A 20,855-nucleotide genomic window follows, 5' to 3' on the forward strand; every position below is an offset into this window, starting at 1 on the left:
GGTTAACCTGCTACCGGTCCAAACCCTGAGGCGAAAGGCGCGATCGTGACGCTGCGACGGTTGATCATCGGTGTGGGTGCGGTGCTGTTACTGGCCGGCGTGATTGGGCTGTTGGCGCCCGTGTCGATCTCGGACGGCAACGGCCACTCCATCGGCTGCGGCAACGCGGTCGCCACCGACCTGTCCTCGGCCCGCAGCGCGAACAACAACAGCGTGGCCAACGTCCCGATCCTCAACCAGGTGGTCCCGCACACCGACTACGTCGCGCAGTGCCAGTCGTCGGTGGGCAGCCGGCGCACCTGGACGATCCCGCTGACCATCCTGGGGATCCTCGGCATCGCCGGGGCGCTGCTGGTGCGGCGCGAGGGTGCGGCCCGGCCGGGTATCTGACCCGGCGGGCCCGACGACCTTAGGTTTCACCTCGCCCGCGTGGCGAACCGCGAAAGCCCTTGCAGCGCATAGGATTTGAGACTCAAACCGCTGAATCGGCGCGGGCGCCGGGCGGTTGACGTGACCCGGGCCCCGGCGGCCGTCGACGGCGCCGCCCCCTTCCGGTTGGCGCGTCGAAGCCGGTGCCGATGCCGTGCGCAAGACGCCAGCGCGAGGGCATCCCCCGGCCCACGTCGGCGACGTGCCCACGGTTGTGATGTTGCCGACAAGGCCGTCTCCGCGGCCCGGCTGAAGTGGGCACCAGGCGGGTAGGGCGGTCGGTCCGCCCTGGATGTGTGCCGACGGAGGCGCAGTGACAGGATAGTTTTGGATTGCTGCCGCGGTTCTTGTCAGCGAGCTGTTGACCCATCCCGACCACGCGTGATCGAGGAGTCAGAAGAGATGGCCTTCTCCGTCCAGATGCCGGCACTCGGTGAGAGCGTCACCGAGGGGACGGTGACCCGCTGGCTCAAGCAGGAGGGCGACACGGTCGAAGTCGACGAGCCGCTGGTCGAGGTGTCCACCGACAAGGTGGACACCGAAATCCCCTCCCCGGCCGCGGGTGTGCTGACCAAGATCGTCGCGCAGGAGGACGACACCGTCGAGGTGGGCGGCGAGCTGGCCGTGATCGGCGATTCCGCCGACGGCGGCGCGCAGGACGGCGGGTCCCAGCAGCCGGCGCAGGAGCAGCCCGAGCCCGAACCCGCCCCGGCGGCGCAGCCCGAGCCCGAGCCGGCCCCCGCCGCCCAGGCGCAGCCGGAACCGGCCCGGCAGCAGGGTTCCGACAGCGGCTCGGCAACCCCGGTGCTGATGCCCGAGCTGGGCGAGTCTGTCGCCGAGGGCACCGTGACCCGATGGTTGAAGAAGGTCGGCGACTCGGTTCAGGTCGACGACGCGTTGGTCGAGGTGTCCACCGACAAGGTGGACACCGAGATTCCATCGCCGGTGGCCGGGGTGCTGATCAGCATCACCGCCGAGGAAGACGCCACGGTGCCCGTCGGTGGCGAGCTGGCGCGGATCGGCAGCGGCTCCGACGCGGGCGCACCGACACCCGAGCCGGCGCCCGCGCCCCAACCCGAACCCGAACCCGAACCCCAGCCGGCACCGCAACCCCGAGCCGAGTCGAAGCCGGAGCCCAAGCCCGAGCCGGAGCCCAAGCCGGAGCCGCAACCGACGGCGCAGCCGGCACCGCAGCCCAAGCCCGAGCCGACCCCGGCGCCCGCCCAGCCGGCAGCGCACGGTGACGGCGCCCCATACGTCACCCCGCTCGTGCGAAAGCTGGCCAACGAGAACAACATCGACCTCGCCGAGGTCAAGGGCACCGGAGTGGGCGGCCGCATCCGCAAGCAGGACGTGCTCGCCGCCGCCGAGGCCAAGCAGCGGCAGGCGCAGCAGCCGGCCGCCGCCTCGACCGCAGGACAGGCGCCCGCCCCCGCGTCGGCCCCGGGGCAGGCTCCCGCCGCGGGCAAGGTGACGCCCACCGCACCGGCACCGGCGCTGGCGCACCTGCGCGGCACCACCCAGAAGGCCAACCGGATCCGCCAGCTCACGGCCAAGAAGACCCGTGAATCCTTGCAGGCCACGGCCCAGCTCACCCAGACCCACGAGGTCGACATGACCAAGATCGTGGGGCTGCGCGCCCGGGCGAAGTCCGCGTTCGCCGAGCGCGAGGGCGTGAACCTGACGTTCCTGCCGTTCATCGCCCGCGCGGTCATCGACGCGCTCAAGATCCACCCCAACGTGAACGCGAGCTACAACGAGGACACCAAGGAGATCACCTACTACGACGCCGAGCACCTCGGGTTCGCCGTCGACACCGAGCAGGGCCTGCTCTCCCCCGTCGTGCACAACGCCGGTGACCTGTCGCTGGCCGGCCTGGCCCGCGCGATCGCCGACATCGCCGACCGCGCCCGGTCGGGCAACCTCAAGCCCGACGAGTTGTCCGGTGGCACCTTCACCATCACCAACATCGGCAGTCAGGGCGCGCTGTTCGACACGCCCATCCTGGTCCCGCCGCAGGCCGCCATGCTGGGCACCGGGGCCATCGTCAAGCGCCCGCGGGTGGTGGTCGACGACGCGGGCAACGAGTCGATCGGCGTCCGCTCGATCTGCTATCTGCCGTTGACCTACGACCACCGGCTCATCGACGGCGCCGACGCCGGACGCTTCCTGACCACCGTCAAGCACCGGCTCGAAGAGGGAGCGTTCGAGGCCGACCTGGGTCTGTAGGAGGGCTTACACCACTGTGGCTCCAGCTGGCCCCCGGGCGGTCGTCGCGATCGCGGGTTCCTCCGGCCTGATCGGTTCCGCGCTCACCGCCGCGTTGCGCGCCGCCGACCACCGCGTGTTGCGGATCGTGCGGCGCGCGCCCGCGCACCCCGACGAACTGCACTGGAATCCCGAGAACGGCGAGTTGGATCCCGACACGCTGAACGACGTGGACGCCGTCGTCAACCTGTGCGGGGTCAACATCGGCAAGCGGCGGTGGTCCGGCGCGTTCAAGCAGTCCCTGCGCGACAGCCGCATCGCCCCCACCGAGGTGCTCGCCCACGCCGTCGCCGAGGCCGGCGTCCAGACCCTGGTCAACGCCAGCGCGGTCGGCTACTACGGCAACACCAAGGACCGCGTGGTCGACGAAACGGACCGCGCCGGAACGGGTTTCCTGGCGCAGCTGTGCCAGGACTGGGAGGCCGCGACGCTGCCGGCCCAGTACGGCGGCGCCCGGGTGGTGCTGGCCCGCACCGGGCTGGTGTTCTCCCCCGCGGGCGGCGCGTTGGGGAGGCTGCGGCCCCTGTTCCGCGCCGGCCTGGGCGCCCGGCTGGGTAACGGCCGCCAGTACATGTCGTGGATCACGCTGGAGGACGAGGTGCGGGCGCTGCTGTTCGCGATCGCTGACCCGTCGCTGTCCGGGCCGGTCAACATGACCGGGCCCGCGCCGGTGACCAACGCGGAGTTCACCACGTCGTTCGGGCGGGCGGTCAACCGCCCGACGCCGTTGATGGTTCCCGGTTTCGCCGTGCGCACGGCGCTGGGCGAATTCGCCGACGAGGGCCTGCTCATCGGGCAGCGCGCGATTCCGTCGGCGCTGGAGCGGGCCGGGTTCGAGTTCCACCACAACACCATCGGCGAGGCGCTGAGCTACGCGACCGCCAGCCGCGACCACGACTAGCGACGCGGCGGCGCCCGGCCGCGCCCCGGGCGGGTACCGTCGCGGAAATGATCGAGTCCATCCGGTCGAGCCAGGCGTTGATCGACGTCCGCCAGCTCGGCACCGTCGACTACACCGACGCCTGGCGGCAGCAGCGGGACCTGGCCGACGCCCGCGTGACCGGCGGCACGGACACGCTGCTGGTGCTGGAGCACCCCCCGGTCTACACCGCGGGCCGGCGCACCGAGGCGCATGAACGGCCGCTGGGCGGCGCCGCGGTCATCGACACCGACCGCGGCGGCAAGATCACCTGGCACGGCCCCGGCCAACTGGTCGGCTACCCGATCATCGGCCTGACCGAGCCGCTCGACGTGGTCAACTACGTCCGCCGGCTGGAAGAGGCGCTCATCAAGGTGTGCGCGGACCTGGGCCTGGCGACCGTGCGGGTGCCGGGCCGGTCCGGCGTCTGGGTGCCGGGCGGCCAGGGCGATTCCGGCCGGCCCGACCGCAAGATCGCGGCCATCGGCGTGCGGGTGTCGCGCGCGACCACGCTGCACGGCTTCGCGCTCAACTGCGACTGCGACCTCGACGCGTTCACCGCCATCGTGCCGTGCGGCATCAGCGACGCCGGGGTGACGTCGCTGTCGGCGGAGCTGCACCGCCGGGTGAGCGTCGACAGCGTCCGCACGCTCGTCGCCGACGCCGTCTGTGACGCCCTCGACGGCGTCCTGCCGGTGCAGGACCACGACCGCGCCGCGGGCGTAGCATCGGCTCTGTGACTGTCGCACCCGAAGGCCGCAAACTGCTGCGCCTGGAAGTGCGCAACGCGCAAACGCCCATCGAGCGCAAGCCACCCTGGATCCGGGTGCGGGCCCGGATGGGCCCCGAGTACACCGCCCTGAAGGGCCTGGTCAAGCGCGAGGGCCTGCACACCGTCTGCGAGGAAGCGGGCTGCCCCAACATCTTCGAATGCTGGGAGGACCGCGAGGCGACCTTCCTGATCGGCGGCGACCAGTGCACCCGTCGGTGTGACTTCTGCCAGATCGACACCGGCAAGCCCGCCGCGCTGGACCGCGACGAGCCGCGCCGCGTCGCCGACAGCGTCCACGCGATGGGCCTGCGGTACGCCACGATCACCGGGGTGGCGCGCGACGACCTGCCCGACGGCGGGGCCTGGCTCTACGCCGAGACGGTGCGCGCCATCAAGGAGCTCAACCCGTCGACCGGGGTCGAGCTGTTGATCCCCGACTTCAACGGCGAGCCCGCGCGCCTGGCCGAGGTGTTCGAGTCCCGCCCGGAGGTGCTGGCGCACAACGTCGAGACGGTGCCGCGCATCTTCAAGCGCATCCGCCCGGCATTCACCTACCGGCGCAGCCTCGACGTGCTGACCTCGGCCCGCGACGCCGGACTGGTCACCAAGAGCAACCTGATCCTGGGCCTCGGCGAGACCCCCGACGAGGTCCGCACCGCGCTGGCCGACCTACACGACGCCGGCTGCGACATCATCACCATCACCCAGTACCTGCGGCCGTCGGCGCGGCATCACCCGGTGCAGCGCTGGGTGCGGCCGGAGGAATTCGTCGAGTTTGCGCGGCACGCCGAGGAGCTTGGCTTCGCGGGTGTGCTGGCCGGGCCGTTGGTGCGGTCGTCCTACCGGGCGGGCCGGCTCTACGAGCAGGCCGCGCGCAGCCGCGCCTCGGACGCCCCGGCGTCGTAACCGCCTTCGGTGCCGGGGCGCGCGGCGCCCTACGTATTCTTTGACTATGGCTAAATCCCGCACCGCCGCTGAGAACAAGGCCGCCCGCGCCGAGGCGCAGGCCGCCCGCAAGGCCGCCGCGCGGGAGCGCCGCGGCCAGCTGTGGCAGGCCTTCAACATCCAGCGCAAGGAGGACAAGCGCCTCCTGCCGTACATGATCGGCGCCTTCGTCCTGATCGTGGCAATCGCGGTGGCGGTCGGGGTGTGGGCCGGCGGCCTGACGATGATCACCGTGATCCCGCTCGGCGTGCTACTGGGCGCACTGGTGGCGTTCATCGTCTTCGGCCGCCGAGCGCAGAAATCCGTCTACAGCAAGGCCGAGGGCCAAACCGGCGCCGCCGCATGGGCTCTGGACAACCTGCGCGGCAAATGGCGGGTCACCCCGGGGGTGGCGGCCACCGGCCACTTCGACGCGGTGCACCGGGTGATCGGCCGGCCCGGCGTGATCCTGGTGGGCGAGGGCACGTCGTCGCGGGTGCGGCCGCTGCTGGCCCAGGAGAAGAAGCGCACGGCACGGCTGGTCGGCGAGGTGCCGATCTACGACGTGATCGTCGGCAACGGCGACGACGAGGTTCCGCTGGCCAAGTTGGAGCGCCACCTGACCCGGCTGCCGGCCAACATCACGGTCAAGCAGATGGACTCGCTGGAGTCCCGGCTGGCCGCGTTGGGGTCGCGCGCCGGCGCGGCGGTGCTGCCGAAGGGCCCGCTGCCCAACGCCGGGAAGATGCGGGGCGTGCAGCGCACGGTCCGCCGCCGCTAGGCCGGCGCCCGCCCCGCGGTCAGCGCCGGACCACCGCCGTGGCCGTCAGCCGGTCCTGCAGGCCGCGGCCGTCGTAGTCGGTGAACAGTGCCGGGACCACCGTGCCGACCAGCGCACCGCGCACCACCGCGCGGCCGAGGCCGACCCCCAGGCCCCCGTCCAGCGGCACCACCCGCAGGCGCAGCGCGAGCTGACCGGGCGTGAAGCCGAACAGCCGCAGCGAGACCACCCCGAGCACGAACCAGATGAGCAGCACCGCGGTCGACAGCATGCTGCCGGAGAACATTCCGATGCGCAGGGCCAGGGCCGCCAGGCCGTAAGCGATGAACCAGTCGACGGCCAGCGCGCCCAGCCGGCGCCCCATCGGCGCGAGCGAGCCGGACCCGCTGGGCGGCAACCCCAGGCCGTGACCGGGATAGTCCGACGGTGCGTCGGGCATCACGCGGTCAGGCCCGGACCGGGCGCCGCCGACAGCCGGGCAGAGTATGCGGAGAGGCCTGTGCGACCGCATACCGGACCAGATACGATTCTGCGGTTCATGGCCTCACAATAAAGCCCGCCGGGCAGGCGGCTTCGATTGCGGGCCCATGGGTCGCGTAACGTGCGCGCAACACCGGGTTGACCGGCGGGCAACATCGGCTCCATAGCGTCGGCCGCGGATCTCACCAAGTAAAGGAGCATGTCTGTGACGGAAACGACGCCCGACGACGTCTTCAAGCTCGTCAAGGACGAGAACGTCGAGTTTGTCGATGTCCGGTTCTGTGATCTGCCGGGCATCATGCAGCACTTCACGATTCCGGTTTCGTTCTTTGACGAGAGCGTCTTCGAGGACGGCCTGGCCTTCGACGGCTCGTCGATTCGCGGATTCCAGTCGATCCACGAGTCCGACATGCTGCTGCTTCCCGACCCGCAGACCGCGCAGATCGACCTGTTCACCGAGGCGAAGACGCTGAACCTCAACTTCTTCGTGCACGACCCCTTCACCCTCGAGCCGTACTCCCGCGACCCGCGCAACGTCGCCCGCAAGGCCGAGAACTACCTGATCAGCACCGGCGTCGCCGACACCGCCTACTTCGGCGCCGAGGCCGAGTTCTACATCTTCGACTCGGTCAGCTTCGACTCGCGCACCAACGGTTCCTTCTACGAGGTGGACGCGATCTCCGGCTGGTGGAACACCGGCTCGCCCAACGAGATCGACGGCAGCCCGAACCGCGGCTACAAGGTTCGCCCCAAGGGCGGCTACTTCCCCGTCGCGCCCGTCGACCACTACGTCGACCTGCGCAGCAAGATGCTGAGCAACCTGATCAAGGCCGGCTTCAGCCTGGAGAAGGGCCACCACGAGGTGGGCACCGGCGGCCAGGCCGAGATCAACTACAAGTTCAACACGCTGCTGCACGCGGCCGACGACATGCAGCTGTACAAATACATCGTCAAGAACACCGCGTGGGCCAATGGCAAGACCGTCACCTTCATGCCCAAGCCGCTGTTCGGTGACAACGGCTCGGGCATGCACACCCACCAGTCGCTGTGGAAGGACGGCAGCCCGCTGATGTACGACGAGACGGGCTACGCGGGCCTGTCCGACACCGCCCGCCACTACATCGGCGGCCTGCTGCACCACGCGCCGTCGCTGCTGGCCTTCACCAACCCGACCGTGAACTCCTACAAGCGGCTGGTTCCGGGTTACGAGGCCCCGATCAACCTGGTGTACAGCCAGCGCAACCGCTCGGCGTGTGTCCGGATCCCGATCACCGGCACCAACCCGAAGGCTAAGCGGCTCGAATTCCGTTGCCCCGACTCCTCGGGCAACCCGTACCTGGCGTTCTCGGCCATGCTGATGGCCGGCCTCGACGGCATCAAGAACAAGATCGAGCCGCAGGCGCCGGTCGACAAGGACCTCTACGAGCTGCCGCCGGAGGAGGCCGCGAACATCCCGCAGGCGCCGGTGCAACTGTCCGCGGTGATCGACCGGCTGGAAGAGGACCACGAGTACCTCACCGAGGGTGGCGTGTTCACGCCCGACCTGATCGAGACGTGGATCAACTTCAAGCGCGAGAACGAGATCCTGCCGGTCCAGATCCGGCCGCACCCTTACGAGTTCGCGCTGTACTACGACGTTTAAAGCGGACGTTTGAAGCAGACGTCTAAGCGCGTTTGACGACGAAACCGCCCGCGGGGAAACCCCGCGGGCGGTTTCGCTGTGTAGGCCGCTATATCTTTCGCGGAAGGCGTTTTTCGAATTCGGTGACGACCAGGCGCGCGACGTCGACGAGCTTGACGTTGGCGTCTTGCGAGGCGCGGCTGAGCAGTGCGAACGCCTGCAGGCCGGTCAGGCCGTCGCGGTGCATCAGGATGCCTTTGGCCTGCCCGATCATGTCGCGGCTGGCGAGCGCGGCCTGCGCGCCCTCCTCCGCGGCGGCGCCCGCCATCGCGACCGCCGCATGTTGCGCCAGGATCTCGCCGATCGCCAGCGACTCCTCGGTGAACATGTCCGGATCGGGCCCATACAGGTTCAAGGTGCCCAACGCCCCGCGATCGACGAAGAGCCGAAACGACAGCATGCACCGCACCCCGCGGTCGGTGGCCGCGGCCACAAAACGGGGCCAGCGGGCCTCGCGTTCCAAGTTCGGGATCGCGATGGTCCGTTCGTCGGCCAGCGCGCTGATGGCGGGCCCCTCGCCGAGGTCGCTCTGCAACCGGTCAAGGTCGCGGGCGACGTCGTCCGACGGCGCCTCCGAGGTCACGCTTTTACCGCGCACCAACGAGATGCCGGCCCAACTGATGCCGGGCATGATGTGGACGCCCGCGCCGACGATGATTTTGAGCAGGGCCTGCGAGTCCGATTCGGACTGCATCTGCACGGCGAGGTCACCCAGCAGCGCGGCGACGGTCGTCGAGGGATCTGTGTTCAAGGATCAACATCTTCTTCGGGAGAGGCGCCAGGGCTCCTGGCGCTGTCGACAACGTTTTTCGTTGTCATACCCTCACGGTCACGCGATTAATCTCGCCCCGCCACCGGTCGAGCGCGGCCGCCGCGGCGACGTCGGCCCTGGGCCGTGCCGCCAGCGCGCCTGCTGCGTCGTGTCCTCCTCGGCGACCCGGTGCGCAATCCACGCCGCCACGGCCGCGTGATCAGGCCGCTCAAGCCGGTCGTCAGCAGCGCCGCTACCTCGAGTGACCGCAGCCGGTATTCGTGGGTTGCGTCGGCCACGCGCAGGCGTCGACGTCCGCGCTGGCGCCGGATCCGCCGCCGGTGAACACGCCGTAGTCGGGCCCGTTGGTCGCGGCGTAGCTGGCGCCGCCCCCCTGGGCGTCGCCCCCGGAGCTCACCACCGTCACCGACCAGCGGGCGGCTTCCAGCGCCGTCTGGTAGGCATTCACGACGTCGGTCGGTGACCCGTTGACCAGAAAGTGCAGATGAATCCCGTTGTCCGGCAAAGGATCCGGGCCGTCGGTCCGCGCGGTGCCGGCCGGCGTGGGGATCAGCGAGCGCAGGTCGGGGCCGGGGTCACCGGTCGCGGTCGCCGGCGACACCGTGGTGGTGAAGGTCTTGGTGGGTGGTCCCGTGGTGGTGGTCGAGGTGCCGGGGTTCGGCGACCCGTTGCAGGCGGTGAGCAGGACGAGCAACGCCGCGGCGGCGCCGCCGGTGTGCACCGAACGCTTCATCGTTGCGCCTTTCCGTCGAGCCCGAGGTCTTTGCGGAACCGCCGCATGCCGTCGATCTTGTCGGCCAGCGGCGCGCCGCGCTCGGTGTAGAACATCCACGGCATGGTGATGATGCCGGTGATGCCCGCCTCCTCGGCCCGCCGGTAGTCGGCGCTGGTGAAGGCGTCGGTCAGCGGGGTCAGCACCGTGAAATCGTCCATGGACAAACCCAATTCGCTGCGCATCTCGCGCAGCCGGCCGACGGCCTCGACGGCACGCTCGGTAGTGATCAGGTCGCCGATCCAGCCGTCGTTGCGCGCGGCCCGCCGCAGTGCCGCCTCGCTGAGCCCGCCGACGTACACCGGTATCGGCGGCGGGGTGGGTTGCATCTCGAGGCGCGGAGCCCGGTAGAACTCGCCGTCGAATTGCCTCCATCCCGGCTGCCACAGCGTCCGCAGCAACGCGAGGATCTCGTCGGTGCGCTTGCCGCGCGCCTCGAACCGCTCGCCCATCAACGCGAATTCCTCGCGGCACCACCCGACTCCGACGCCGAGTTCCACCCGGCCCGCCGCCAGAACCGCTGCGGTGCCAATGGCTTTGGCCGCCGAGTACGGGTTGCGCATCGCGGGGATGTACACGGTGTTGACGAACCGCAGCCGTTCGGTGACCTGCGCCAGGGCCCCGATGAGCACCCACGGGTCGGGCCAGTCGGTGAACGGCTGCCAGCGCCGTTGCCCGTCCTTGGTGTAGGGATAGGGGGTGTCCAGCGTTTCGAAATTGACGACGTGGTCGGGAATGCCGATGCCGTCGTAACCCAATTCGTCTGCAGCGCGGGCGATCTCGATGATCTCCCGGGTGTTCAGGAATGCGCTGCTGACGTAGAACTTCACCTTAAGATTCCCGCGCCCACGCCGGTTCGATGAAGACACCCTGGGCCTCGACGGTCACCCCGTCGGCGTCCGAGATGGTGCCGCGCGCAAACACTTTGACGCCCTCCGCGCGGTCTATCCAGGCGTCGCAGCGCAGCGGGCCCAGGGGCGTGCCACGCAGGTACTTCACACTGATGGTTCCGGTGTAGCGCGCCTTCGACAGCCCCTCGCTGGCCGCCTCGCCGAGCAGGTGGTCGAGGATCAGCGCGCTGACGCCGCCGTGCACCAGGCCGGGCGGACCCTCGTAGGCGCAACCGAGGACGAACTCGCTCGAGCAGCGCCCGTCGCCGTCGTGGCGGACGACGACCGGCGGGGCGATCGGATTGCACAGGCCCACAACGGCGTTGCCCAGCGGGAGTGTGCGGCCCTCGACGCGAAAGCTCACCCCGACCGGCCTGGTCCGTTGGCGCAGCAGCTCGGTGACGGCCTGGATCTTGGCCCGCGCCTCGGTGACGACGTCGTCGTCGGCCTCGGTCAGGATGGTGGCCTCGATGAGTTCGCGCACCGCACCGGCCAACGGCGCGTACAGCCCCTGCACCCGGTCGGCTTCCGCCGTACTCAACGGATGGAACATAGCGTCGTAGGCGCCGGCCGTCTCGCTCAACTGCCGAACACCTTGCGTACCACCGCTTTGGCCCGACGCGTCACCCGCAGATAGTTGTCCAAGAACTCACTTCCATCGTCGTTCGGCCAGCCGGCGGCGACCGCGACGGCGTTGAGTTGGCGGCCCGGTCCGGGCAGTTGGTCGGTGGGCTTGCCGCGCACCAGCACCAGCGCGTTGCGGGCCCGGGTGGCGGTCAGCCACGCCTGTCGCAGCAGGTCCACCTCGTCGGCGGGCACCAGACCCGCCTGCTCGATCGCGTCGAGGGACTGCAACGTCGACGTGTTATGCAGGGCGGGGATGTCGTGGGCGTGCAGCAGCTGCACCAGCTGCACCGTCCACTCGACGTCCGCCAGGCCGCCGCGCCCCAGCTTGGTGTGCGTGTTGGGGTCGGCGCCGCGCGGCAGCCGCTCGGCGTCGACGCGGGCCTTGATGCGGCGGATCTCGCGCACCGCCTCCGCGGACACGCCGTCGGCCGGGTACCGCGTCTTGTCGGCCATCAGCAGGAAGCGCTGCCCCAGCTCGGGGTCGCCGGCGACGGCGTTGGCGCGCAGCAAGGCCTGGATCTCCCAGGGTTGCGCCCACTGCTTGTAGTAGGCGGCGTAGGACGCCAGGGTGCGCACCAGCGCGCCGCTGCGCCCCTCGGGCCGCAGGTTGGCGTCGACCTCCAGCGGCGGGTCGACGCTCGGGGTGCCCAGCAGCGCGCGGACCTGCTCGGCGATCAGCGTCGACCAGCGCACCGCCACGGAATCCTCGACGCCGTCGGCGGGCTGGCAGACGAACATCACGTCGGCGTCGGAGCCGTAACCCAACTCCGCGCCGCCCAGCCTGCCCATGCCGATGACGGCGATGGTGGCGGGCGGTTTGCCGTCCTCGGGAAGGTTGGCCCGGGTCAACGCGTCCAGCGAGGCCTGCAACACCGCCACCCACACCGAGGTGAGCGCCTGGCACACCTCGGTGACCTCGAGCATCCCCAGCAGGTCCGCGGACCCGACGCGGGCCAGCTCGCGGCGCCGCAGGGTGCGCGCGGCGGCGATCGCGCGCACCGGGTCCGCGTGACGGCCGGCCGAGGCGATCAGCGCGCGCGCCACGGAGGCGGGATCGGTGGCGAGCAACTTGGGACCGCCCGGCGCGTCGCCGAAGTCCTGGATGACCCGCGGGGCGCGCATCAACAGGTCCGGCACGTAGGCGGAGGTGCCCAGCACGTGCATCAGCCGGCGGGCGACCGCGGGCTTGTCGCGCAGCGTGGACAGATACCAGCTCTCGCCGGCCAGCGCCTCGGACAGCCGCCGGTAGGCCAGCAGCCCGCCGTCGGGATCGGGGGCATACGACATCCAGTTCAGCAGCCGGGGCAACAGCACCGACTGCACGCGACCCCGGCGGCCGCTGTGGTTGACCAGCGCCGACATGTGGGTGAGCGCGGTCTGCGGCCCCTCGTAGCCGAGGGCGGCGAGCTGCCGCTCGGCGGCCGCCGACGTCATGCCGTGCGCGAGCTCCAGGCTGGCGGGGCCGATCGACTCCAGCAGCGGCTGGTAGAAGAGCTTCGCGTGCAGCTGCGAGACGCGCAGGTTCTGGTGGCGCAGCTCCTCGCGCAGCACCCCCGCCGCGTCGTGGCGCCCGTCCGGCCGGATGTGGGCGGCCCGCGCGAGCCAGCGCACCGCCTCGTCGTCGTCGGGTTCGGGCAGCAGGTGGGTGCGCTTGAGCCGCTGCAGCTGCAGCCGATGCTCGAGCAACCGCAGGAACTCGTACGACGCGGTGAGGTTGGCCGCGTCCTCGCGGCCGACGTAGCCGCCGCGGCCCAGCGCGGCCAGCGCGTCGACCGTCGACGCCACGTGCAGCGCATCGTCGCTGCGGCCATGCACCAACTGCAGCAGCTGCACGGCGAACTCGACGTCGCGCAGCCCGCCGCTGCCGAGCTTGATCTCGCGGCCGCGGACGTCGGCGGGAACCAGCTGCTCGACGCGGCGGCGCATGGCCTGCACCTCGCCCACGAAATCCTCACGCTCGCAGGCGGTCCAGACCATCGGCTGCAACGCGTCGAGGTAACGCTTGCCCAGTTCGGCGTCGCCCACCGCCGCGCGGGCCTTCAGCAGGGCCTGGAATTCCCAGGTCTTGGCCCACCGCTGGTAGTAGGCGACGTGCGATTCGACGGTGCGCACCAGCTCACCGCTGCGGCCTTCCGGGCGCAGCCCGGCGTCGACCTGGAAGAACGCCTCGGACGCCACCCGCATCATCTCGGTGGCCAGCCGGGTGGTCAGCGGGTCGGCCTGTTCGCCGACGAAGATGACGTCGACGTCGCTGACGTAATTCAGCTCGCGGGCGCCGCATTTGCCCATCGCGATGACCGCGAGCCGCGGCGGCGTCCGGTTAGGGCACACGGTGGTCTCGGCCAGCCGCAGCGCGGCCGCCAGCGCCGCGTCGGCCAGGTCGGACAGGTGCGCGCCCACTTCGGTGAACGGCACCACGGGTTCGTCCTCGACCGTGGCGGCCAGGTCGAGCGCCGCCAGCACGAGCAGCTGGTCGCGGTAGCGGGTGCGCAGCCGGGTCTGCACCGGTTCGGCGGCGTCCGTCTCGGCCAGGCACTCGGTGAACATCTCGTGCAGCCGGTCACGGCTGGGCAGTACGACGTTGCCGCGCAACAACTTCCACGATTGCGGGTACACGGCCAGGTGATCGCCGAGGGCCAGCGACGAGCCGAGCACGGAGAACAGCCGCCCGCGCAGGGCGCGCTCGGTCAGCAGGGCGGCGTTCAGCTCGTCCCAGCCCGCACCAAGGTTTTCCCGCAGCCGCATCAGTGCCCGCAGCGCGGCGTCGGGATCCGGTGCGCGCGACAGCGACCACAGCAGGTCGACGTGGGGCTGGTCGTCGTGGTCGTACCAGCCGAGCTGGCTCAGCCGATCGTTGGCGGGCGGGTCGACCAGCCCGAGCCGACCTACGCTGGGCAGCCGGGGGCGCTGCGTCGCGGGTCTGGTCACGACCACGACGGTAGCGCACCCCCCGGCGCTTCAGGCACGAGCGGCGCGCCGCCGCATCGACACGTCTTACAGCGACAGGTAGGTGCTCAGCTCGTACGGCGTGACGTGGCTGCGGTAGTTCGCCCATTCGGTGCGCTTGTTGCGCAGGAAGAAGTCGAACACGTGCTCCCCCAACGTTTCCGCGACCAACTCCGAGGACTCCATGGACCGCAGCGCGCTGTCCAGGCTCGTCGGCAGCTCGCGGTAACCCATCGCGAGGCGTTCCTCCGGGGTCAGATCCCACACGTTGTCCTCGGCCTGCGGGCCCAGCACGTAACCCTTCTCCACCCCCCGCAGCCCCGCCCCCAGCAACACCGCGAACGCCAGGTACGGGTTGCAGGCCGAATCGGGGCTGCGCACCTCGACCCGGCGCGACGACGTCTTGTGCGGGGTGTACATCGGCACGCGCACCAGGGCGGACCGGTTCGCCGCGCCCCAGGACGCCGCGGTGGGTGCCTCGCCGCCGTGCACCAGCCGTTTATAGGAGTTCACCCACTGATTCGTGACGGCGCTGATCTCGGAGGCGTGCTCGAGGATCCCGGCAATGAAGGACTTGCCGACGTCGGAGAGCTGCAGCGGGTCGTCGGTGCTGTGGAACGCGTTGACGTCGCCCTCGAAGAGGCTCATGTGGGTGTGCATGGCCGAGCCCGGGTGCTGCCCGAACGGCTTGGGCATGAACGACGCCCGCGCCCCGTTCTCGATCGCGACCTCCTTGATGACATAGCGGAACGTCATCACGTTGTCGGCCATCGACAGGGCGTCGGCGAAACGCAGGTCGATTTCCTGCTGCCCGGGCGCGCCCTCGTGGTGGCTGAACTCGACCGAGATGCCCATGAACTCCAGGGCCTCGATGGCGTGCCGGCGGAAGTTCGACGCCGAGTCGTGGACCGCCTGGTCGAAGTAGCCGGCGTTGTCGACGGGAACCGGCGGCACCAACCCGTCGTCGGAACCGGGCTTGAGCAAGAAGAACTCGATCTCCGGGTGCACGTAGCAGGAGAAGCCGAGGTCGTTGGCCTTCTGCAGCTGTCGGCGCAGCACGTGGCGGGGATCCGCCCAGGACGGCGACCCGTCCGGCATGGTGATGTCGCAGAACATCCGCGCCGAGTGGTGATGGCCGGAGGCGGTGGCCCAGGGCAGCACCTGGAACGTCGACGGGTCGGGGTTGGCGACGGTGTCTGACTCCGAGACCCGCGCGAACCCTTCGATCGAGGAGCCGTCGAAGCCGATGCCCTCCTCGAAAGCCCCTTCGAGTTCGGCCGGGGCGATCGCCACCGATTTGAGGAAACCGAGCACGTCCGTGAACCACAGCCGGACAAAGCGGATGTCCCGTTCCTCCAGCGTGCGCAGGACAAATTCCTTCTGGCGATCCATAACCCCGAACACTATGCAACCGCTGTTAATTCCGTGTTACCAACGCCCGTTCAGAACCGTTGCCGCCCGTCCCGGCGGGCGAACGGGGCGCGGCGCCCGGGCCCGGCCGCGGGCTACGGCAGCTGGCCCTGATGGGCCGGGCAGTAGACCTGTACGGACGCGGTGATGAACTTGACCGCGGTGCGCCGCACGCGGTCACCGACGATCCGCAGCGACGGGTTGTCCGCGTAGGCCGTGTTCACTTCCTCGTCCACCGCGGCGTCGAACGAGGCGCCGTGGTCGAGCTCGCCACAGATTTCGTGGGCGCGGTAGACCAGGCCCGGCACGTTGTCGGTGGCGGGGATTTGCTGCTGGGCGAGCAGGGCGACGAACTGGTCCTGCTGGCTGTCGGCGCCGGCCACACCGGCGCCGAGCACCGCGGCGATCAGCGCCGCCGAGACGCCGGCGAGGGCGGCGGCGTGCGGACCGGTGAAGCGAGTGTGCAACGGCGGAATCCCTTGGGAGTCACCCGCTCGGCGTCGCTGGCGATCGACATCGAGCGTTAACAGCGCAGGCCGCTGACGCCTGCAATGATGGGCATCGTAACTGCTCATCACGGGATGTCACCACTGGACTTTCGCGCCCACCCGCGGCGTCGGGGCGTCGCGCGACGGGCGTTGGGCGCTATGACGGCGGCCCTCGTCGCCGCCTCGATCGCGAGCGGCGGCGACGCGACGGCGCTCGCCACGCCTGGTGATCCGGTCCCGGCGGGCGAGATCACGCCCGATCCGCCCGTCATCCCGGAGCAGACGGCGAGCCCCCTGCAGCCGCCCGTCGCCGCACCGCCGCCGAAGGCGCAACAGCCGCAGGCCCCGCCGAAACAGCAGGACAAGCCCCCGCCGCAGCAGGCGGGACCCGCGCCGGGGCAGGACGGGCCCGCGCCGGGAGACCCGGGTCCGGCGCCAGCGCCACCGCCGCCTCCCCGGCCGCCGCGGGGCCACGTGCAGCTCTCGCCGTGACGGGCGGAACGCGCGGCGTCAGGGGTGGCAGCTGTAGGACGCCGGCGGCATGGTCGTCGTGACCAGATAGCGCACCACGGCCGCGTCGACGCACTGGTTGCCGTTGAACACCGCGGTGTGCTGCGTCCCGTCGTAGGTGATCAGCGGGCCGCCCAGCTGGCGGGCCAGGTTCACCCCCGCCTGATACGGGGTCGCCGGGTCGTGGGTGGTCGAGACGACGACCACCTTGCCCGCCGCCACCGGCGCGGCGGCGTGCGGGGTCGAGGTCGCCGGCACCGGCCACAGCGCGCACAGGTCGCGGGGGGCGTTGCCGGTGAACTGCCCGTAGCTCAGGAACGGCGCGGCCTGCCGGATCCGCTGATCGGCGCTCACCCAGGTCGCCGGATCCGTCGGCGTGGGGGCGTCGACGCAGCGGATGCCGTTGAACGCGTCCTGGTCGTTGCCGTAGTGCCCGTTGCGGTCGCGGCCCTCGTAGTCGTCGGCGAGCGCCAGCAGGTCGCCCGCGTCGGTTTTGCGCTGCAGGCCGAGCAGCCCACTGGTCAGGTATTTCCAGTGGGCCGGCGTGTACAGCGCGTTGATGGTGCCGGTGGTCGCGTCGGCGTAGCTCAGGCCTCGCGGGTCGGACGTGCGGCCGGGCCTGGCGACCAACGGGTCGACCAGGGCGTGGTAGCGGTTCACGAACTGCGCCGGGTCGGTGCCCAACGGGCAGCCCGGGCTGCGGGCGCAGTCGGCGGCGTAGTCGTTGAACGCCGTCTGGAAGCCGGCCATCTGCCGGATGTTCTCGTCGACCGGGCCGACGGTGGGGTCGATCGCGCCGTCGAGGACCATCGTGCGCACGTGCTCGCCGTAGCGCTCCAGGTAGGCGGTGCCCAGTTCGGTGCCGTAGCTGTAGCCGAGGTAGTTGATCTGGTTCTCGCCCAATGCCTGTCGCACGGCGTCCATGTCGCGGGCGACCGACGAGGTGCCGACGTTGGCCAAAAACGGTGCGCCCATCCGGTTGACGCACTGCTGCGCCAACTGGCGGTAGAGCGCTTCGATATGGGTGACGCCGGCGGGGCTGTAGTCGACCATCGGTTCACGGCGGTACGCGTCGAACTCGGCGTCGGTGCGGCAGCGCAGCGCCGGGGTCGAGTGCCCGACGCCGCGCGGGTCGAAGCCGACCAGGTCGAAGTTGCGCCGGATCGCGGCGCCGTTGGGGTCGGCGGCCATGCCGGCGACCATGTCGACCGCCGACCCGCCGGGCCCGCCGGGATTGATCAGCAGCGAGCCGATCCGCGGCCCGGTGGCCGGCACCCGGATCACCGCCAGCTTGGCTTGCGCCCCGCCCGGGTTCGCATAGTCGACGGGGACCGGCACCGTCGCGCACCGCGCCGACGGGATTTCGCTTGTGTCGCTGACGAATTGGCTACAGCTCCCCCACCCTTGCGGCGCCGCCGCGGGCGGGGTCGGGCCCGGGGTTTGCCCGGCATCGGGTTCGGGAGCGGCGGCGGCGACGGGCGGCATGCCGGTCGACGCAGCGACCAAGAGCCCGAAGGAAAGCAACGCCGAGCTCAGGGATCTCAGCCGCGACATGGCTGCCATCGTCGCAGCCGCCGGTTCCCGTGGCAGCGCGAAACGGTTACGCCTTGATCTCGGGCCCGCTCAGCACTTCGCGCCGCTCGGCGGCGTGTCGCCGCCGATCAGGTAGGCCGTGACGTAGTTGTCGATGCAGCTGTCGCCCTGGAACACCACGGTGTGTTGGGTGCCGTCGAAGGTGAGCAGCGAGCTGCGCAGCTGGCTGGCCAGGTCGACTCCCGCCTTGTACGGCGTCGCGGGGTCGTGCGTGGTCGACACCACGACCGTCGGGGCCAGCCCGGGCGCGGAGATGCTGTGCGGCTTGCTGGTCGCCGGCACCGGCCAGAACGCGCAGGTGCCCAGGGGCGCGTCACCGGTGAACTGCCCGTAGCTCATGAAGGGCGCGATCTCCCGCGAGCGGCGGTCCTCGTCGATCACCTTGGCGCGGTCGGTGATCGCCGGCTGGTCGACGCAGTTGATCGCCACCCGAGCGTCGGTCGCGTTGGTGTAGTGCCCGTGCGAGTCGCGCCGCATGTACATGTCGGCCAGCGCCAACAGGGTGTCGCCGTGGTGCTCGGTCAGCTCGGTCAGGCCGTCGGTCAGATGGCGCCACAGCCCCGGGGAGTACAGCGCCATGATGGTGCCGACGATCGCGTCGCTGTAGCTGAGCCCTCGGGGGTCGTTGGTCGGCGTCGGCCGGCCGACCATCGGGTTGTTCGGGTCGACCATCGGGTCGACCAGGCTGTGGTAGACGTCGACGGCCTTGGCGGGGTCGGTGCCCAGCGGGCAGGTCGGCTGCTTGGCGCAGTCGGCGGCGTAGTCGTTGAACGCATCCTGAAAACCCTTGGCCTGCCGCAGGTCCGCCTCGATCGGGTCGGCGTTGGGGTCGACGGCGCCGTCGAGGATCATCGCCCGGACGTGCTGCGGGTAGGCCTCGGCGTACGCCGAGCCGATCCGGGTCCCGTAGGAGTAACCCAGGTAGGTCAGCTTGTCGTCGCCCAGCGCCGCCCGGATGCTGTCGAGGTCGCGCGCGACGTTGACGGTGCCGATGTTGGCCAGGAAGCTTTTGCCCATCTTGTCCACGCAGCGGCCGACGAACTGCTTGGTCTCGTCCTCCATGTGCGCGACGCCCGCCGGGCTGTAGTCGACGTTGGGTTCGGTCCGCAGCCGGTCGTTGTCGGCGTCGGAGTTGCACCAGACGGCCGGGCGCGACAGCCCGACCCCGCGCGGGTCGAACCCGACCAGGTCGAACCGCTCGCGGACCCGTTTCGGCAACGACTGCACGACGCTCACGGCGGCTTCCAGGCCGGACTCGCCGGGGCCGCCCGGGTTGATCACCAGCGAACCGATCTTGTCGCCGGTCGCCGGGAACCGGATCATCGCCAGCGTCGCCACGTCACCGTCGCGGTGGTCGTAGTCGACGGGCACGGCCAGGCGCCCGCACATGGCGCCGGGCGGGATCTTGGCCTTGGGGTTGTTCGTCCGGCACGGAGTCCACTCCACGGCCTGGCCCAGCTTCGGCCCGGCCATCACGGCGCGGCCGACGACGACGCGAAGGCACCCCGCCAGCAGCAGCGCGACGCCGGCGATCGCGGTCGAGATCAGCAACGTGCGCGCGACCGTGTCGCGACGAGGAAGCCCCATGCCAACACATGCTGCCAGAGGAAACCTGAGATCATGATGAGCGGCGCCGCCGCCCGGCTACCGCGTCACCGCCAGCAGCTCTTCCATCCCCACCGCGAATTCTTCGGCCAATTCCCAAAGATCGGGCACCAAATCCGGGCACGAGACGAGCCCGATGTCCAACTTGCCCTGCAACGACATCGCGGTGATGTTGAGCCCCGAGCCGTGGAATATCGGGCCCAGCGGATACATCGCCTTCACCTCGCAACCCAGCATGTACAGCGGGACCTGCGGGCCCGGCACGTTGGACACCACCAGGTTGTGCACCGGCAGGCTGTCGGTGAAGCGGGTTCTGGCGTAGAGCCGCATCGCGATGCCGAAGACGGCCGGCGCGGCGAACTGCGACCAGTCCTGCAGCAGCGACGCGCCGATCGCCGAACTGTGTTCCTTGGCAACGGCGTTCGCCTCCGCGATGGCCTGCAACCGCTGCGCCGGGTCGGCGATCTCGGTGTGCAGGCTGGCGAACATGGCCGACACCTGGTTGCGGCCCGGCCGGTCGGATTTGCCGTGCACCGACACCGGGACCGAGGCCACCAGGGACGAGCTCGGTAACGCGTGGCGTTCGAGCAGGTATTGGCGCAGCGCGCCGGAAACCAGGGCCATCACGACGTCGTTGACTTTGACGCCGAAATGGTCCTTCACCGTTTTGACGTCCTGCAATTCCAATTCGGCGTACGCGACATTGCGGCGGTCGGTGATCTTGGCGTTGAACGCGGTGGGCGGCGCCGCGAACGGGCGGGCCATGGTCAGCCCGTCGCGCGCCCGCCGCAGCGTCGCGAACACCGAGGAGACCGTGTCGGGCACCACGCTGGCCAGGTGCAGCGGCCGCCTCGCGAACCGGACCAGCCCGCCGGCGGCGATCTGCCACCCGCTGCCGCCGCCCACACCGCCGGCCGGGTCGCCGTGATGACCAAGGTGCACCACGCCGGGGTCGACGGCGTCACCGGCGCCAGCCTCATGTCCAGGC

The 20,855-nt window shown here is 70.5% G+C and carries 19 protein-coding genes and 1 pseudogene; 9 read left to right on the forward strand and 11 right to left on the reverse strand.

All coding sequences use genetic code 11. The features are described from left to right. The first annotated feature begins 45 nt into the window (after positions 1–45). The 6 genes from A5700_RS01375 (at position 46) to A5700_RS01400 (ending at position 6,093) form a co-directional block, all read left to right on the forward strand. Positions 46–390 carry an aminopeptidase gene (locus A5700_RS01375; protein ID WP_068073199.1) on the forward strand — a complete coding sequence of 115 codons (345 nt, stop codon included), beginning with the start codon at positions 46–48 and terminating at the stop codon, positions 388–390. Between the two features lie 441 nt (positions 391–831). Continuing rightward, positions 832–2,658 carry a 2-oxoglutarate dehydrogenase, E2 component, dihydrolipoamide succinyltransferase gene (sucB, locus tag A5700_RS01380; RefSeq protein ID WP_068073235.1) on the forward strand — a complete coding sequence of 609 codons (1,827 nt, stop codon included), beginning with the start codon at positions 832–834 and terminating at the stop codon, positions 2,656–2,658. Between the two features lie 16 nt (positions 2,659–2,674). Beyond that, positions 2,675–3,598: a TIGR01777 family oxidoreductase gene (locus A5700_RS01385; RefSeq protein ID WP_068073201.1), complete on the forward strand. Its 924-nt coding sequence runs from the start codon at positions 2,675–2,677 to the stop codon at positions 3,596–3,598. 47 nt (positions 3,599–3,645) lie between these two features. Next, positions 3,646–4,356, forward strand: a complete 711-nt coding sequence (lipB, locus tag A5700_RS01390) for a lipoyl(octanoyl) transferase LipB (RefSeq protein WP_068073203.1) — start codon at positions 3,646–3,648, stop codon at positions 4,354–4,356. Further along, positions 4,353–5,294 carry a lipoyl synthase gene (gene lipA / locus A5700_RS01395; protein WP_068073205.1) on the forward strand — a complete coding sequence of 314 codons (942 nt, stop codon included), beginning with the start codon at positions 4,353–4,355 and terminating at the stop codon, positions 5,292–5,294. Before lipB ends, lipA begins: the two co-directional genes overlap by 4 nt. Positions 5,295–5,340: 46 nt before the next feature. After that, on the forward strand, positions 5,341–6,093 hold the full coding sequence (locus A5700_RS01400) for a DUF4191 domain-containing protein (RefSeq protein WP_068073207.1): 753 nt from the start codon (positions 5,341–5,343) through the stop codon (positions 6,091–6,093). A 19-nt stretch (positions 6,094–6,112) separates the two neighbouring features. Here the strand turns inward: A5700_RS01400 and A5700_RS01405 are convergent, their stop codons facing one another. After that, entirely contained in the window at positions 6,113–6,532 is a 420-nt protein-coding gene (locus A5700_RS01405; protein WP_068073209.1) for an RDD family protein, read from the reverse strand. A gap of 246 nt (positions 6,533–6,778) precedes the next feature. Between A5700_RS01405 and glnA (A5700_RS01410) the strand changes: the two genes are divergently transcribed. After that, the gene (glnA, locus tag A5700_RS01410; protein ID WP_068073211.1) at positions 6,779–8,215 is read left to right on the forward strand and encodes a type I glutamate--ammonia ligase; all 1,437 of its coding nucleotides are present in this window, start codon (positions 6,779–6,781) and stop codon (positions 8,213–8,215) included. 88 nt (positions 8,216–8,303) lie between these two features. Here the strand turns inward: glnA (A5700_RS01410) and A5700_RS01415 are convergent, their stop codons facing one another. From A5700_RS01415 to A5700_RS01445, 7 genes are all read right to left on the reverse strand, one after another. Then, positions 8,304–9,005: a GAF and ANTAR domain-containing protein gene (locus tag A5700_RS01415; RefSeq protein WP_231973886.1), complete on the reverse strand. Its 702-nt coding sequence runs from the start codon at positions 9,003–9,005 to the stop codon at positions 8,304–8,306. Between the two features lie 253 nt (positions 9,006–9,258). After that, complete coding sequence (locus A5700_RS01420; protein ID WP_068073213.1) at positions 9,259–9,759, reverse strand: hypothetical protein; 501 nt, start codon at positions 9,757–9,759, stop codon at positions 9,259–9,261. Beyond that, entirely contained in the window at positions 9,756–10,628 is an 873-nt protein-coding gene (locus A5700_RS01425; protein ID WP_068073216.1) for a TIGR03619 family F420-dependent LLM class oxidoreductase, read from the reverse strand. The genes A5700_RS01420 and A5700_RS01425 overlap by 4 nt, the downstream gene beginning before the upstream one ends. A 1-nt stretch (position 10,629) precedes the next feature. Further along, a complete protein-coding gene (locus tag A5700_RS01430) occupies positions 10,630–11,271 on the reverse strand; it encodes a PaaI family thioesterase (RefSeq protein WP_082959945.1) in 642 nt (213 codons plus the stop codon). After that, entirely contained in the window at positions 11,268–14,249 is a 2,982-nt protein-coding gene (locus A5700_RS01435) for a bifunctional [glutamine synthetase] adenylyltransferase/[glutamine synthetase]-adenylyl-L-tyrosine phosphorylase (protein ID WP_068073220.1), read from the reverse strand. The genes A5700_RS01430 and A5700_RS01435 overlap by 4 nt, the downstream gene beginning before the upstream one ends. A 60-nt stretch (positions 14,250–14,309) precedes the next feature. Next, entirely contained in the window at positions 14,310–15,653 is a 1,344-nt protein-coding gene (gene glnA / locus A5700_RS01440) for a type I glutamate--ammonia ligase (protein WP_068204390.1), read from the reverse strand. A 113-nt stretch (positions 15,654–15,766) separates the two neighbouring features. After that, the gene (locus A5700_RS01445) at positions 15,767–16,138 is read right to left on the reverse strand and encodes a DUF732 domain-containing protein (protein ID WP_068073224.1); all 372 of its coding nucleotides are present in this window, start codon (positions 16,136–16,138) and stop codon (positions 15,767–15,769) included. A gap of 180 nt (positions 16,139–16,318) precedes the next feature. Here A5700_RS01445 and A5700_RS01450 point away from each other — a divergent pair, with 180 nt between their 5' ends. Further along, positions 16,319–16,651, forward strand: coding sequence for a hypothetical protein (locus A5700_RS01450; protein WP_068073226.1), 333 nt, complete (start codon positions 16,319–16,321; stop codon positions 16,649–16,651). Positions 16,652–16,669: 18 nt separating this feature from the next. On the opposite strand, the gene A5700_RS01455 is transcribed toward A5700_RS01450, so the two are convergent. From A5700_RS01455 to A5700_RS01465, 3 genes and pseudogenes are all read right to left on the reverse strand, one after another. Continuing rightward, complete coding sequence (locus A5700_RS01455; RefSeq protein WP_156671019.1) at positions 16,670–18,232, reverse strand: alpha/beta hydrolase; 1,563 nt, start codon at positions 18,230–18,232, stop codon at positions 16,670–16,672. 60 nt (positions 18,233–18,292) lie between these two features. Further along, positions 18,293–19,849 (reverse strand): alpha/beta hydrolase, encoded by a 1,557-nt coding sequence (locus tag A5700_RS01460; RefSeq protein WP_068073230.1) that lies wholly within the window; start codon positions 19,847–19,849, stop codon positions 18,293–18,295. Positions 19,850–19,906: 57 nt separating this feature from the next. Next, positions 19,907–20,788: pseudogene (locus A5700_RS01465) on the reverse strand (WS/DGAT domain-containing protein); the annotation flags it as partial. Positions 20,789–20,794: 6 nt separating this feature from the next. Here A5700_RS01465 and A5700_RS26730 point away from each other — a divergent pair. Next, the coding region (locus tag A5700_RS26730; protein WP_231973888.1) for a wax ester/triacylglycerol synthase family O-acyltransferase at positions 20,795–20,855 on the forward strand (61 nt) is incomplete at its 3' end.

This window comes from Mycobacterium sp. E1214 (assembly GCF_001666755.1).
Lineage (GTDB): Bacteria > Actinomycetota > Actinomycetes > Mycobacteriales > Mycobacteriaceae > Mycobacterium.